We start from the raw sequence: 13813 nt of genomic DNA, 5'->3' as shown, positions 1-13813 counted from the left end.
CAATATGCATCGCAGAACAGTCCTTCAGCTTGGCGTCGCCTGCCTGGCGCTCGGCATCGCCTCGACCGCGCTCGCCGATCCGATGGCCGACGCCAAGGCGGTCGTCGACAAATACGCCAGCAAGGTCGAGAAATGGGACGGACCGACGTCGGGGCCGAAGGGGGCCGCGGGCAAGACCATCGTCGTGCTCGGCGCCGACATGAAGAACGGCGGCATTCTCGGCGTCACCAAGGGCGTCGAAGAGGCTGCGGCGGCGCTCGGCTGGACGGTCAAGACGCTTGACGGCGCCGGCTCCATCGGCGGCCGCACCGCCGCCTTCGGCCAGGCGCTGGCGCTCAACCCGGACGGCATCATCATCAACGGCTTTGACGCCGTCGAGCAGAAGCCGGCGATGGAGCAGGCCAAGGCGGCCAAGATCCCGATGGCGGCATGGCACGCGGCACCGACGGTAGGCCCGATCGACGACCTCGGCATCATCGCCAACGTCTCGACCGATCCGATGGAAGTGTCGAAGGCGGCCGCCGACTGGGCCTTCGTCGACGCCAAGGGCAAGCCCGGCGTCATCATCTTCACCGATTCCACCTACCAGATCGCCATTGCCAAGGCGGATCGGATGAAGAAGGAGATCGAGGATCTCGGCGGCAAGGTGCTCGAATATGTCGACACGCCGATCGCCGAGACCTCGCAGCGCATGCCGCAGCTCACCACCTCGCTGCTGCAGAAATACGGCGACGCCTGGACCCATTCGCTGGCCATCAACGATCTCTATTTCGACTTCATGGGTCCGTCGCTGGCGGCCGCAGGCAAGTCGGGCACCGACGCGCCGATCAACGTCGCGGCCGGCGATGGCTCGGAATCGGCCTATCAGCGCATCCGCTCCAGCCAGTTCCAGAAGGTGACGGTGGCCGAGCCGCTGAACCTGCAGGGCTGGCAGCTGGTGGACGAGCTCAACCGCGCCATGGCCGGCGAGAAATGGTCGGGTTACATCTCGCCGCTGCATGTGGTGACCTCGGACAATGTCGAGTTCGACGGCGGTCCGGACAACCGCTTCGACCCCGGCAACGGCTACCGCGACGAATACAAGAAGATCTGGGGCAAATAAGCTTCGCCAGCATCTCTGTCGGAAAAGCCAACGGCCGGCGGGATCCCGCCGGCCGTTGCTCTTTCCAATCAAGCCGTGTGGCGTGCGATCACCTTGGGCGTCGTGCCGACCACGACCCGGTCGTCGGGTTCCCGCCGCCCATTGAGCAGGTCAAGCACCAGTTCCGCGACGCGGATGCCGATCTCATGCGCGCCGACGTCGATCGTGGTGATCGACGGCACCGACTGCTCGGCAAGGTCATAGGCGCCGAAGCCGGCGATTGCGACGTCGTCGGGAACGCGGATGCCGCGCCGCAGGCATTCCATCAGCGCGCCGAAGGCGGAAAGGTCCGACACGCACATCACCGCCTGGGTGTCCGGCCAGCGCGAGATCATCTCGACCATGGCGGCAGCGCCCTCGCGCATCGAGATCGGCGGCACGCCGGAGGCGATGACGCGCGAGGCGTCGAGGCCGCGGTCCTGCAGCGCCGCCACGAAGCCGCGCCGGCGGTCGAGGCCGCGCGTGTCGCGCGAAGTGTCGCCGCCGATGAAGCCGAGCCGCGAATAACCGCGCGCGACGAGATGATCGACCATCAGCCGCCCGGCCTCGGCGTTGGAGAAGCCGACGACGTGGCCGATCGGATCGCTCGGCAGATCCCAGGTCTCCACCACCGGCACGCCGGCATTGGCCAGCATCTTGCGGCAGCGCGGCGTGTGCCTGCCGCCGGTGACGATGATCGCTTCCGGCCGCCGCTGCAGCAACTGCCCGACCAGGCGCTCTTCCTCCTGGACATTGTAGTCGGTGAAGCCGAGCAGGATTTCCAGCCCGCTGTCGCGCAGGCCCTCGGTCATGCCGCGCACCGTGTCGGCGAAGTTGGCATTGTTGATCGATGGTATCGTCACCGCGACGAAGCCGGAGCGCCGCGAGGAAAGGTTGGCGGCGATGCTGTCGAAGACATAGCCGAGCTCTTCGGCCGCCTGCAGGATGCGGTCTCGCGTGTCGGCGCTGACCGAGGCGTCGCGCTTGAAGGCGCGCGAGACGGTCATCGTCGAGACGTTGGCGCGATGCGCGACATCGGCCATGGTCGGGCGTTTGGGCGAGGACTGCATGGCCGTACGTTATCGATATCACAACGGAATGCAACGCGCCGCCGACGCTTATGCAAAGGCGATCTGGACCTTCATCGCCCGGCTTCGGTCGTTGGCAAGCTCGAAGCCGGCAAGCGCCTCGTCGAAGGCCACCGTGTGGGTGATCAGCGGCTTGACGTCGATCAGCCTCTTGCGCATCAGGCCGACGCCGACGGCGAATTCCGGATGGAAGCGGAACGAGCCGTTGATCGACAGTTCCTTGGCGGTGACCGTCGACATCGGCAGCGCCATCTCGGCGCCGCCGAGGCCGAGCTGCACGATCGTGCCGCGCGGACGCGTCGCCGCGATGCCTTGCGCCAGCGCCGCCGCCGCGCCCGAGCATTCGTAGAGGATGTCGAACGTCCCCTTGTCGGCGAGATAGGGCGCCAGCCCCTCCGGATCTGTCCGCGTGTTGATCGCTTTGTCGGCGCCGGCGCGCAGCGCCATCGACAGGGTGAAATCGGCGAGGTCGACGGCGACGATCTCGGCCGCGCCCGCGCGCCGGGCACTGAGGATCGACAACAGGCCGATCGGCCCGCAGCCGGTCACCAGCACGCGCTTGCCCAGCATCTCGCCGGCCCGGCGCGTGGCGTGGAGGCAGACCGCCAGCGGTTCGGCCATCGCCGCTTCGCCGGCGCTCAAGCCGTCGGCCGGCACGCATTGCGGCGCGTCGGCCACCAGCATTTCGCGGAACGCGCCCTGGATGTGCGGGAACGGCATGGCGCTGCCGTAGAATCGCATGTTGAGGCACTGGTTGTGCATCCCCTCGCGGCAGTAGCGGCAGCTGTAGCAGGGCCGCGACGGCGAGACAGCGACCAGTTGGCCAGGCTCCAGCCCGCTGACGCCGGGACCAAGCTTCTCGATCACGCCGGAGACCTCGTGGCCGAGGATCATCGGCTCCTTCAGACGCACCGTTCCGAAGCCGCCATGATTGTAGTAGTGCAGGTCGCTGCCGCAGATACCGCCGGCGGCAAGACGCAACAGCACCTGGCCCGGTCCCGGCTCCTCGACGGGACGGTCCTCGATGCGCAGGTCCTTGGCGGCGTGGATGACGATCGACTTCATGGTGGGCGAACTCCTCGAGCAATACCAGGAAAAGTGGATGACGGTTTTCCGTCCGGGATTGCGTAAGCTAAAGCACCGGCGAGATGAGTGGCTGGCCGGCGAAATGAGCGGCGAGGTTGTCGCGCACCAGTCTGCCCATCGCCTTGCGCGTTTCGACCGTGCCCGAGGCATGGTGCGGCTGCAAAAGCACGTTGTCGAGCTCCAGGAAGCGTGGATTGAGCTTCGGCTCGCCTTCGAAGACGTCGAGCGCGGCCGAGCCGAGCCCCTTCTTCTCGAGCGCGTCGAGCAGCGCGTCCTCGTCGATGTTGGAGGCGCGCGAGATGTTGATCAGCATGCCTTCCTCGCCGAGCGCCGCGATCACCTCGCTGTTCACGATGTGGCGCGTCGCGGCGGAAGCGGCAAGCGTCACGAACAGGAAGTCCGAACGCCTGGCCAGCGCGACGGGATCGGCGAGGAACTCCCAATCGGCGGCAAAGTCCTTTGGCGCCACGTCGCTGTAGGCGATCTCCATGCCGAAGCCGGCAAGGCGCTTGGCCACCTCATAGCCGATGCGGCCGAGGCCGAGCACGCCGGCCCGCCGTCCCCAGACCCGGCGCTTGAGCGGATAGAGCCCCTTCGCCGCCCAGCTGCCGTCGCGCACCCAGCGCTCCGCGCCGATCATGCCGCGCGACAGGCACAGCATCATGGCGATGCCGAGATCGGCGACGTCATTGGTCAGCACGTCCGGCGTGTTGGTGACGCGCACGCCGCGCTCCCGGCAGGCCACGAGATCGACCGCGTCGAAACCGACGCCATAGACGGAAACGAGTTCGAGCGACGGGCAGGCCTCGATCATGGCGCGGTTGGCGCCAAGCTCGCCGCGCGTGGCAATGCCGCGCACGAGCGGTCCGACCTCGGCGAGAAAGGCCGGCTTGTCGTCGGCCGCGAAATAGCGGTGCACCGTGAAGGCTTCGTTGAGCGGCTCCTCGTCCCATGCGGGATAGGGTCCAACCTGAAGGATGTGAGGCCGCTGCATCGTATTCGCTCCACTTGACTTGACAGATGATGTTATCGATAACATAAGACGCTCAGCGACGAGAGGCAATCAGGAAAATGTCGTCCAAACTGTTCGATCTCAGCGGGCGCACCGCGCTCGTAACCGGCTCGTCGCAAGGCATCGGCTTTGCCTTGGCCAAGGGCCTCGCCGAAGCTGGCGCCAAAGTGGTCCTCAATGGCCGCGACGAAGCTAAGCTGCGTGCCGCGGCAGCGGACATTCCGGGCGCCGCGACGCTCGCCTTCGACGCGACCGACCATGATGCGGTCCGTGCCGCCATCGACGCTTTCGAGCTTGCCGGCGGGTCGATCGACATCCTGGTCAACAATGCCGGCATGCAGTTCCGCACGCCGCTCGAGGACTTTCCCGCCGACGCCTTCGAGCGCCTGCTGCAGACCAATGTCGCCAGCGTCTTCCATGTCGGCCAGGCCGTGGCGCGGCACATGATCGGGCGCGGCCGCGGCAAGATCATCAACATCGCCAGCGTCCAGACCGCGCTCGCCCGCCCCGGCATCGCGCCCTACACCGCGACCAAGGGCGCGGTCGGCAATTTGACCAAGGGCATGGCGACCGACTGGGCCAAGCACGGGTTGCAATGCAATGCCATTGCGCCCGGCTATTTCGACACGCCGCTCAATGCAGCCCTCGTCGCCGACCCGGCATTCAGCGCCTGGCTCGAAAAACGCACGCCGGCCGGCCGCTGGGGCAAGGTCGAGGAACTGGTCGGCGCCTGCGTCTTCCTGGCCTCCGAGGCGTCATCCTTTGTCAACGGACACATTCTCTATGTCGATGGCGGCATCACGGCTTCGATCTGATCCCCCACCGCGCATGGTGGTCATGGGCGTCACCGGTTCCGGCAAGACGACGGTCGGCGAGGCGCTCGCCGATGCGATCTCGGCGACATATGTGGATGGCGACAAGCTGCACCCGCAGGCCAACATCGCCAAGATGAGCGCCGGCATTCCGCTCGACGATGCCGACAGGTGGCCCTGGTTGGCCAAGGTCGGCGCAACGCTGCGGCAACGGCCCACGCCGGTCATTGTCGGCTGCTCGGCGCTGAAACGCGCCTATCGCGATTTCATCACCGAGCAGGCGGGCGCGCCGGTGCTGTTCATCTATCTCGACGGGTCGCGCGCGCTGATCTCGCAGCGCATGCATGAGCGTACCGGCCACTTCATGCCCACCAGCCTGCTCGACAGCCAGTTCGCGACGTTGGAGGTGCCGGGCAAGGACGAGAATGCGATCGCGGTGACAATCGACGCGGAGCTCGATGAGATCGTCGCCGACATAGCAGCCAGGTTCGCGGGAGGACCGACATGACCAACAAAGTGGCACTGATTGGCGCCGGCGCCATGGGTGGAGCGATCGGCGAGCGCCTGCTCGCCACCGGCAATCGCCTCGCCGTGTTCGACCTCGACAAGACCAAGGTGGAAGTGCTGGTCGCCAAGGGCGCGACCGCGATGGCGAGCGCGGCCGAGGCTGCCGGCGCCGCCGACTACGTCATCCTCAGCCTCAATTCAGCGGCGATCGTGCGCCGCGCCGTGTTCGGCGATGCCGGTGTGGCCGCCGGCGCGAAGCCCGGCACGCTGATCATCGACATGTCGTCAATCGATCCCGACGCGACGCGCCAGCTCGCCGCCGACGCCAGCGATAGAGGTCTGCGCTGGGTCGACAGCCCACTCTCCGGCGGTGCGCCGAAGGCGCTGATCGGCGCATTGACGCTGATGGCCGGCGGCGAGGAGAAGGATGTCGCGGATGCCCATACCGTGCTGCGCGACGTCGCTGCCAATTACACGCATATGGGCCCAGCCGGCGCCGGCCAGACGACCAAGCTCATCAACCAGGTGCTGTGCGCGCTGAATTTCATGGCTGTGGCGGAGGCGACCCGGCTGGCGCTCGACGCCGGCGTGGATGCGCTCAAGATCCCGCAAGCGCTCAAGGGCGGTCGCGCCGACAGCGCCATCCTGCAGGAATACCTGCCGCGCTTCGCCACCCGCGACTACCGCCGCACCGGCCGCATCGACAACATGGTCAAAGACCTCAACGCCGCCCAGGACTTGGCGCGGCGCACGCATACGGCGATGCCGCTGACGGCGCTCTGCGCCGAGGTGCACCGGCTGCTGACCGCCGCCGGACTGGGCGGCGAGGACCAGGCCGCACTGATGGAATTCTTCCAACGCAAAGAGGACGGCAAATGATCACGCGCTACGCACTGTTCGAAGGCAAGGTGAAGGACGGCCAGACGGAAGCGTTCCGCAGGGACGTGATCGAGACCGTCCTGCCCAAATGGAAAGCCTTCCCGGGCGCGCTCGATGTCCGCGTCTCCTTCGCCGAGAAGCGCGACGACGGCGCGCCGGAATACCCGATGATCCTGGCGATCAACTACCGCGACATGGCGGCGGTCGACGCGGCCCTCGCCAGCCCCGCCCGCGCCGAATCGCGCGCCGCGACCGAAGCGGTGCTGTCGCGATATTTCGAGGGCCGCATCCACCACCATGTCACTATCGCCAATGAGTTTCCCCTGGCGGGCGATTGACCTGGCAACTGGCCGGCCGTTTCCGTGAAACGGTGAACGGCCCTAGGGTTCGATGTGTTGCCGGTGTCCGGCCCGCGCTGACGCTTCCTCGATCGTCCGCATCAGCTCGTCAGGGTCGTATGGCTTCTGGAGCGTGAGTTCGTTTTCGAAATCGCCCGTCAGTCCGTCGGAGCCGTAGCCGGTGGCGAACACGAACGGGATGCCGCGCCGACGCAGGACTTCAGCCACGGGAAACGACTTTGTGCCGGCGAGGTTTATGTCGAGGATGGCCAGGTCGATATCCGCCTGGTCGGCGAACGTCATGGCCTCGCCCACCTGGGCAAGCGATCCTACCACCTGGTGTCCCATTTCGAGCAGAAGATCTTCCAAAAGCATGGCGACGAGGAATTCATCCTCGAGAATCAGAACCCGTTTCGCCTGCCCGGTCACCCTGTGCTCCAAGCATCTGCCCGGCGGGTAGCGGGGCAATCATTGTACACACAATTCCAGTCGACGCGTAGTCAACGCGCACTTCGCCGCCGAGTTCCGACGCCAGGGCGCGTTCTATCAGGCGCGAACCGAAGCCCTTGTTCTTCGGTTTGGCAACCGGAGGGCCGCCGCTCTCTTGCCAATGCAGGACGAGCCGGCGATCGGCATTCTCGCCTTCTACCTGCCACACGATCACGACATCGCCTTCCTCGGACGACAATGCGCCGTACTTGGCGGCGTTGGTGGTGAGTTCGTGCAGTGCCATGGAGACTGCAAGCGCCGCGCCTGGCGCCAGCCGGACGGGGGGACCTTCGATCCGGAAGCGGTTTTCTCCGCCCGCATGCGGCTTGACCGTATCGGAGACGATGTCGCCGAGATCCGCGCTCTGCCAGTTTTCGCGCGTCAAGATGTTCTGCGCGTTTGCGAGATTGATGAGCCGCGCGCCGAACGCTTCCCGCGCTTCGTCCAGCGTCGAGGCGTGGCCGAGGGTCTGGGAAGCGATGGACTGGACCACCGCCAGCGTATTTTTGACGCGGTGGTTGAGTTCGGACATGAGCGTTTTGCGATGTCTTTCCGACTGCCTGCGCTCGGTAATGTCCTCGATGGCGAGCAGGATAAGCTCCTCGCGTCCGGCTGCCTGGGACAGTTTGCGGGCATTGAGCAGCATGGAGCGCCGCCCGATATCGCGAAATTCATGCTCTACCTCGTAGTCAGTCACCTCCTGATTTTTCGACAGCACCTCGTCGAGAAGCGTTCGCAGCGCGGGGATGTCCCATTGTCCATTGCCGAGACCGTACAGCAGGCTGCCTAGGGTGTCCTTCGCCGCAACCCTGAACAGCTCATAGAAAGCCGCATTGGCCGACTGGACGTGAAGTTCGGCGTTCAGGACCAGCAAGGGCTGCCGCACCGTGCCGACGATCGCCTCGGCATAGATCCTCGCCTCGTTGACCGCCTCGGCGGCTGCCCTGCGTTCGGTGATGTCGTTGAAGGTGATCACGACGCCGGCGATGTGATTGTCGCGCGTCCGGTAGGGAAGCATGCGCCGCAGATACCAGCGCCCCGCATCGCTCGGGACCTCGGCCTCGATGGTGGTGAGTTTCCTCAGCACCGTCTCGGCGTCCGACAAAAGCTTGTCGTCGGAGAATTTCCGGGCGAAGTGGGCGATCGGCCGGCCGACGTCCGATGTCACCAGATCGAAAAGTTCCTTTGTCGCCGGCGCGAACCAGTTGATCGCCAGCTTGTTGTCGAGGAACAACGTCGCCGTCTCCGACCCTGCCAGCAGATTGTTGAGGTCGTTCGAACTGCGCTCCAGCTCCGCGATCTTGTGCTGGAGCTGGCTGTTGACGGTGTTCAGTTCCTCGTTGAAGGACTGCAGCTCCTCCTTGGAGGTTTCCAGTTCTTCGTTGGTGGACTGAAGCTCCTCGTTCATCGAGGTCGCTTCCTCGTTCGAGGCCTTCAATTCCTCGTTGGCGGTCTCCAGATGTTCGATGGTGTTGCGCAACTCGGCGCGCATCGAAACCAGCTCCTCCTGGAGCGCGCGCTCGCCGGAGGATGTTTCGCTGGCATCTTCGCGAACGGGCGGCTGCCTGGACTCGCCAGCTGGCGCAGCCGGCTCGAAGCTCACCAGGGCGAATCTGCCGCCATGCGGTTGAGCCGCCAGCGGCACCACTGTCATGGCGACATCCGTCGACCCGCTCCTGTGCAGGCGGCCCTGGACGGTGACGCTCTTGTCGCTCTTCAAGGCGTCGCGTATCGCGCTGCGAAGGTTGATCGCCAGCCCGTCCCGCGCCATGGCCAGAATGTCCCTGGTCGGCTCCCCGGATGGCTGTTCCAGATAGTCGCGCGTCGTTCCGTGGAAGTAGACGACACGCCCCTTCTGGTCGATCAGCACCGAGGCCGGAGCGTAGCGTTCCAGCAAGGCGCGGCGCGCAATGTCGACGACAGGTGCGGAGGCATTTTCCGCTGGCATGGGCGGCGGCGCGGCGGCCCCTGCGCCGGTTCCGATCGCTCCGCGCGGCAGCCGATAGTCGATGAGGTCGTGCCGCGTAGGCCCGAGCCGGCGGTATATCCGCCACTTCTTCGAAACTGTTTCGAACAGATCGTCATGCCGCCCGATTGTCTCGGCATTGCCGAGAAACAGGTGCCCATCGGGACGCAAGGCGAAATGAAACTGGCCGAGGACGCGTTGCTGCGCCTCCGGTTCCAGGTAAATCAGGAAATTGCGGCACGAAATGATGTCCAATCGCGAGAACGGCGGATCGCGCAGCAGGTTCTGCGCGGCGAACACCACCATGTCGCGAAGGTCCTTGCTGACCTGAAAGGACCCTTCGAGCCTTTCGAAGAAGCGGCGGACCCGCTCTGGCGGAAAACCCGCCAGCGCCGCCGTCGGGTAGATGCCGTCGCGCGCCTTGCGCAAATTGCCTTCCTGGGCGTCCGTGGCGAACACCTTCAGGTCGAAGCGCTTGCCGGCGGCTTCCGCATGCTCGGCAATCAGCATGGCTACCGAATAGGCTTCCTCGCCCGTAGCGCAGGCGGGCACCCAGACACGCACCGACTCGCCACTCGCCCGCTCAGCTACGAGAGGCGCGATCACCAGCTCGCCCAGCGCCTTCCATGCCTCGGCGTCGCGGAAGAAGCCGGTGACGCTGATCATCAGATCGGCGACCACCATGGTCACCTCTTCCGAACTGGTTCGCAGGTCGTCGAGGTAATCGGCAAGTTTCTCGATGTTCCGCAGTCCCATGCGACGATGGACGCGCCGCCTGAGCGTGTTGCGCTTGTAGCTGCTGAAATCGTGTCCGTCGCGGGCGCGCAGGATCTCCAGAACGTCCTCGATCGTTGCTTCGCCCCTCGGGACGACCGGCTCGACCTCGGCCGGGGCGGAGACATAGCCATGATGGACATAGGCGAGCAGCGTCGCCGGCATCTTTTCCGGGGCCAGCACGTGGTCGGCAAGGCCGGCGGCGATCGCGCTGCGTGGCATGCCGTCGAACTTGGCCGTCTCCGGCGCCTGGACCAGGCTCATGCCGCCTTCGGCCCGGATCTCCTTCAATCCTTCCGTGCCATTGCTGCCGGTGCCGGAAAGCACGATCGCCACCGAACGCTCGCGCTGCTCGGTGGCGATCGAGGCAAACAAGACATCGACCGGATGCCGCTGGCCGCGAGGCTGCGACGGCTTCGATACCTTCAAACCGCCCTTCACCAGTTTGAGGTCGGTATCGGGGGCGATCACATAGACATGGTCGGGGGCGATCGCCATGCCGTCCTCGACCTGCACCACCGGCATCCTGGTGCGGCCGCTCAAAATCCGGGCCATCTCGCTTTCGCGCTTTGGGTCGAGATGCAGCACCACGACGAAGGCGCAACCACTGTCGGCCGACATGGCATCGAAGAAGCTGCCCAGCGCCTCGATGCCGCCTGCCGAGGCGCCGATCCCGACGACGGGAATCGCGTCGTTCGGGCGGCGTTCAATGCCGTCTTCCTCGGCGGCGTGCGTTCGGTTTGCCCGCGTGCCGCTTCCCGAACTGCCTGGCTTCTTGCTTGGTTCTTTGGCCATGTCGCCCGTCAAAAATGCATGGCCGGGGATCACCCAGCGGGGACCGTCTGCGTTCCCGGCATGGTGTGAATCTTGCACGGATGCGGTGCAATCGCAAACAAAAGCGCGGCCCGAGACATATGCGACAATTCCGGCCGGATATCCTGCCGATCGCCGCGGCCCCGCTCCCGCTACGGCGCTATCTCGCTAACAGCCAGTCCCGAAACGCGCGCACCTTGGCGGATCGCCTCTGCATTGATGGCGACCCGCGACGGCTGACCGGCGGAGACCCTCGCCGGCCTGTCCCCTGGCGAAGTGCGCTCGCGGATCTGAGCGGCAATGACCCGAAAGGGTCGACCGCGCGAGTTCATGACCGGCGAGACCATCGACGGCGGGCAGCGGCTGATTTGGCCAACAAGCGCTCCTGCCCCTCAGCTCCGGTGCCGCAGCGCCTCGACGATCACCGCCAATGCCGGCGAGAGCTGCCGCCGACTCGGATAGTAGAGATGATAGCCGGCGAAGGGCGGGCTCCAGTCGCCGAGCACCAGCGTCAGCCGTCCCTCGGCGATGTGGCGGCTGACAAGGCTTTCCGGCACATAGGCGATGCCTGAGCCGCTGATCGCGGCGTCGACCATCGGGATGGTCGAGTTGAAGGTGAGTTGGCCCTCCACCCGGACCCTGAGGTCGCGGCCGTCCTTGGCGAATTCCCACGTATAGAGGCCCCCGAACGTCGTCAGCCGCAGGTTGATGCAGTCGTGCGCGACCAGATCCTGCGGCGTCCTGGGCACCGGGCGGCGAGCGAAATAGTCTGGCGAGGCGACGGCCACCAGCCGCCAGTCCGGGCCGATCCGCACCGCGATCATGTCCTTGTCGATGCTCTCGCCGAGCCGCACGCCGGCATCGAAGCGCTCCTCGACGATGTTGCGCATGCCGTTGTCGCTATAGAGCTCGACATTGAGGTCGGGATAGTCGCGCAGCATCGGCTCGAGCTTTGGCCAGACGGTCGACTGCAGCGCATGGTCGGAGAGCGTGATGCGGACCGTTCCCGACGGCTTGTCGCGAAAGGCCACCAGGCTTGCGAGGTCAGCTTCGATCTCTTCGAAACGCGGCACGAGCGACTGGTAGAGCCGCTCGCCCGCATCGGTCGGCGCGACGCTTCGCGTCGTGCGCGTCAGCAGCCGAACACCCAGCCGCGCTTCCAGCTCCTTGATCGTGTGGCTGAGCGTCGACTGCGAGGTTCCGAGCTTCGCCGCCGCCCTGGTGAAGCTGCGCTCGCGCGCAACCGCCACGAACCAGAGCAGATCCTTCATGCCGTCGCGCTGCATCGCTTCCTTGTACCAGATTTATATCAGATCTCGATAAGTCCATGCGGATTATATCGCCTATTCGAACGAGGTCGACCGCAATATGTTCCCCGCAAGTCGGCGCAGGAGGCTCTCCGGCGCGCCGGTCGGGCTCGGCCGACTGGGTCGAAGATCCCTCAACCGCCCTGCGGCCGCCCACATTGAACGCATCAGACGAGAGATCACCATGGACATTATTCGCGCCGGCACGAGACCCTCCGCCAACGGCCCCTCGGACTGGTTCACCGGCACGGTCCGTATCGATTCGCTCTTCAATCCCTTCGATGCCGCGCGGGTGCAGGGCGCTCAGGTGACCTTCGAGCCGGGCGCCCGCACCGCATGGCACACGCATCCGCTGGGACAGACGCTGATCGTCGTCTCCGGCTTCGGCCGTGTGCAGCGCGAAGGCGGTCCGGTCGAAGAGATCCGGCCGGGCGATGTCGTCTGGTTCGCGCCCGACGAAAAACACTGGCACGGCGCGTCGCCCAACACCGCGATGGTCCACATCGCGGTCCAGGAGCCCAGGGACGGCAAGACCGTGGACTGGCTGGAACATGTCAGCGACGCCGATTACGGCGCCTGATCCCGATCGAACGAAAGGAAGAAAAATGCTCGCAACCGTTCTCCACAAGCCCGGCGACATCCGCTGCGAGGAGGTCGCCGATCCGAAAATCCTTCACCCGACGGACGCCATTATCAAGCTGTCGGCGAGTTGCATCTGCGGTTCGGATCTGTGGCCCTATCGCGGGCTGCAGCCGGTGGACGGCCCGATGCACATGGGCCACGAATATTGCGGCATCGTCGTCGAGGTCGGCGCAGAGGTGCGTAACGTCCGCCCCGGCCAGTTCGTCGTCGGCTCGTTCTGCCTCTCCGACAACACCTGCCCGCATTGCCGCTTCGGCTTCCAGTCTTCCTGCGTGCAGCGCGAGTTCATGTCGGGCGCGCAAGCGCCTTACGCCCGCGTGGCGCAGGCCGACGGCACGCTGGTGGCTACCGCGGAGGTTCCACCGGCCGAACTGGTGCCTGACCTCTTGGCCGTCTCGGACGTGCTCGGCACCGGCTGGTATGCGGCCGACGCGGCCGAGGTGCGGCAAGGATCGACCGTGGTCGTGGTCGGTGACGGCGCCGTCGGCCTGATGGGCGTTCTTGCGGCGAGGGAGATGGGCGCGGAGCGCATCATCGCCATGAGCCGCCACGCAAGCCGCCAGAGACTCGCACGCGAGTTCGGCGCCACCGACATCGTGGCCGAGCGCGGCGAGGAAGGCGTGGCGCGCATCAAGGACCTTACCAGAGGCGTCGGCGCCGACTCGGTGCTGGAATGCGTCGGCACGGCCGAATCCTTCGACCAGGCGTTGGCCGTCTCGCGACCCGGCGGCACCATCGGCTATGTCGGCGTGCCGCATGACGTTTCCCTGGACGGACAGCGCCTGTTCTTCGGCCAGAAGCGCATGCTCGGCGGCCCGGCGCCGGTCCGCCGCTTCCTGCCCGACCTGATGGATCGCGTGCTCAAGGGCAGGATCAAGCCCGGCAAGGTCTTCGACCTGCAGCTCCCGCTGGCGGACGTCGCCGAAGGCTACCGCGCCATGGACGAGCGCCGCGCGATCAAGGTGATGCTTTCCGTTTAG

General features: G+C 65.8%; 13 protein-coding genes. 7 read left to right on the top strand and 6 right to left on the bottom strand.

Going from position 1 to position 13813, the window contains the following annotated elements; translation table 11 throughout:
* The first annotated feature begins 4 nt into the window (after positions 1-4).
* A complete protein-coding gene (locus EN846_RS22525) occupies positions 5-1102 on the top strand; it encodes a substrate-binding domain-containing protein (protein WP_127393361.1) in 1098 nt (365 codons plus the stop codon).
* Between the two features lie 68 nt (positions 1103-1170).
* Here the strand turns inward: EN846_RS22525 and EN846_RS22520 are convergent, their stop codons facing one another.
* The 3 genes from EN846_RS22520 to EN846_RS22510 form a co-directional block, all read right to left on the bottom strand.
* Positions 1171-2190, bottom strand: a complete 1020-nt coding sequence (locus EN846_RS22520; RefSeq protein ID WP_189379715.1) for a LacI family DNA-binding transcriptional regulator — start codon at positions 2188-2190, stop codon at positions 1171-1173.
* 48 nt (positions 2191-2238) lie between these two features.
* The gene (locus EN846_RS22515) at positions 2239-3273 is read right to left on the bottom strand and encodes an L-idonate 5-dehydrogenase (RefSeq protein ID WP_127393360.1); all 1035 of its coding nucleotides are present in this window, start codon (positions 3271-3273) and stop codon (positions 2239-2241) included.
* Positions 3274-3340: 67 nt separating this feature from the next.
* Entirely contained in the window at positions 3341-4288 is a 948-nt protein-coding gene (locus EN846_RS22510; RefSeq protein WP_127393359.1) for a 2-hydroxyacid dehydrogenase, read from the bottom strand.
* Between the two features lie 77 nt (positions 4289-4365).
* Here EN846_RS22510 and EN846_RS22505 point away from each other — a divergent pair, with 77 nt between their 5' ends.
* The 4 genes from EN846_RS22505 to EN846_RS22490 are packed head-to-tail and all read left to right on the top strand — an operon-like array spanning position 4366 to position 6842.
* On the top strand, positions 4366-5121 hold the full coding sequence (locus EN846_RS22505; RefSeq protein WP_127283429.1) for an SDR family oxidoreductase: 756 nt from the start codon (positions 4366-4368) through the stop codon (positions 5119-5121).
* A 13-nt stretch (positions 5122-5134) separates the two neighbouring features.
* The gene (locus EN846_RS22500; RefSeq protein ID WP_245493435.1) at positions 5135-5626 is read left to right on the top strand and encodes a gluconokinase; all 492 of its coding nucleotides are present in this window, start codon (positions 5135-5137) and stop codon (positions 5624-5626) included.
* The gene (locus tag EN846_RS22495; protein WP_127391580.1) at positions 5623-6504 is read left to right on the top strand and encodes an NAD(P)-dependent oxidoreductase; all 882 of its coding nucleotides are present in this window, start codon (positions 5623-5625) and stop codon (positions 6502-6504) included. Before EN846_RS22500 ends, EN846_RS22495 begins: the two co-directional genes overlap by 4 nt.
* Positions 6501-6842: a hypothetical protein gene (locus tag EN846_RS22490; protein ID WP_127391579.1), complete on the top strand. Its 342-nt coding sequence runs from the start codon at positions 6501-6503 to the stop codon at positions 6840-6842. Before EN846_RS22495 ends, EN846_RS22490 begins: the two co-directional genes overlap by 4 nt.
* 42 nt (positions 6843-6884) lie before the next feature.
* On the opposite strand, the gene EN846_RS22485 is transcribed toward EN846_RS22490, so the two are convergent.
* The 3 genes from EN846_RS22485 to EN846_RS22475 all read right to left on the bottom strand — a co-directional run bounded on the left by EN846_RS22485 (position 6885) and on the right by EN846_RS22475 (position 12170).
* A complete protein-coding gene (locus EN846_RS22485; protein WP_127391578.1) occupies positions 6885-7271 on the bottom strand; it encodes a response regulator in 387 nt (128 codons plus the stop codon).
* Positions 7231-10866: a chemotaxis protein CheB gene (locus EN846_RS22480; RefSeq protein ID WP_127391577.1), complete on the bottom strand. Its 3636-nt coding sequence runs from the start codon at positions 10864-10866 to the stop codon at positions 7231-7233. Before EN846_RS22480 ends, EN846_RS22485 begins: the two co-directional genes overlap by 41 nt.
* 410 nt (positions 10867-11276) lie before the next feature.
* Positions 11277-12170 carry a LysR family transcriptional regulator gene (locus tag EN846_RS22475; RefSeq protein WP_127283435.1) on the bottom strand — a complete coding sequence of 298 codons (894 nt, stop codon included), beginning with the start codon at positions 12168-12170 and terminating at the stop codon, positions 11277-11279.
* Between the two features lie 205 nt (positions 12171-12375).
* On the opposite strand from EN846_RS22475, the gene EN846_RS22470 reads away from it, so the two are divergent.
* On the top strand, positions 12376-12771 hold the full coding sequence (locus EN846_RS22470; protein ID WP_127391575.1) for a cupin domain-containing protein: 396 nt from the start codon (positions 12376-12378) through the stop codon (positions 12769-12771).
* A gap of 25 nt (positions 12772-12796) precedes the next feature.
* Entirely contained in the window at positions 12797-13813 is a 1017-nt protein-coding gene (locus EN846_RS22465; protein WP_127391574.1) for a zinc-dependent alcohol dehydrogenase family protein, read from the top strand.

Source organism: Mesorhizobium sp. M4B.F.Ca.ET.203.01.1.1, from assembly GCF_004791025.1.
In the GTDB taxonomy this organism is placed as follows: Bacteria; Pseudomonadota; Alphaproteobacteria; order Rhizobiales; family Rhizobiaceae; genus Mesorhizobium; species Mesorhizobium abyssinicae.
The sequence above is the reverse complement of the archived record's forward strand: the minus strand, read 5'-3'. Positions and strand labels throughout refer to the sequence as shown.

Excerpts from the sequence above, each read along its gene's own strand:
- EN846_RS22525 (WP_127393361.1), top strand. The coding sequence starts at position 5 with ATGCATCGCAGAACAGTCCTTCAGCTTGGCGTCGCCTGCCTGGCGCTC.
- EN846_RS22520 (WP_189379715.1), bottom strand. The coding sequence starts at position 2,190 with ATGCAGTCCTCGCCCAAACGCCCGACCATGGCCGATGTCGCGCATCGC.
- EN846_RS22515 (WP_127393360.1), bottom strand. The coding sequence starts at position 3,273 with ATGAAGTCGATCGTCATCCACGCCGCCAAGGACCTGCGCATCGAGGAC.
- EN846_RS22510 (WP_127393359.1), bottom strand. The coding sequence starts at position 4,288 with ATGCAGCGGCCTCACATCCTTCAGGTTGGACCCTATCCCGCATGGGAC.
- EN846_RS22505 (WP_127283429.1), top strand. The coding sequence starts at position 4,366 with ATGTCGTCCAAACTGTTCGATCTCAGCGGGCGCACCGCGCTCGTAACC.
- EN846_RS22500 (WP_245493435.1), top strand. The coding sequence starts at position 5,135 with ATGGTGGTCATGGGCGTCACCGGTTCCGGCAAGACGACGGTCGGCGAG.
- EN846_RS22495 (WP_127391580.1), top strand. The coding sequence starts at position 5,623 with ATGACCAACAAAGTGGCACTGATTGGCGCCGGCGCCATGGGTGGAGCG.
- EN846_RS22490 (WP_127391579.1), top strand. The coding sequence starts at position 6,501 with ATGATCACGCGCTACGCACTGTTCGAAGGCAAGGTGAAGGACGGCCAG.
- EN846_RS22480 (WP_127391577.1), bottom strand. The coding sequence starts at position 10,866 with ATGGCCAAAGAACCAAGCAAGAAGCCAGGCAGTTCGGGAAGCGGCACG.
- EN846_RS22475 (WP_127283435.1), bottom strand. The coding sequence starts at position 12,170 with ATGCAGCGCGACGGCATGAAGGATCTGCTCTGGTTCGTGGCGGTTGCG.
- EN846_RS22470 (WP_127391575.1), top strand. The coding sequence starts at position 12,376 with ATGGACATTATTCGCGCCGGCACGAGACCCTCCGCCAACGGCCCCTCG.
- EN846_RS22465 (WP_127391574.1), top strand. The coding sequence starts at position 12,797 with ATGCTCGCAACCGTTCTCCACAAGCCCGGCGACATCCGCTGCGAGGAG.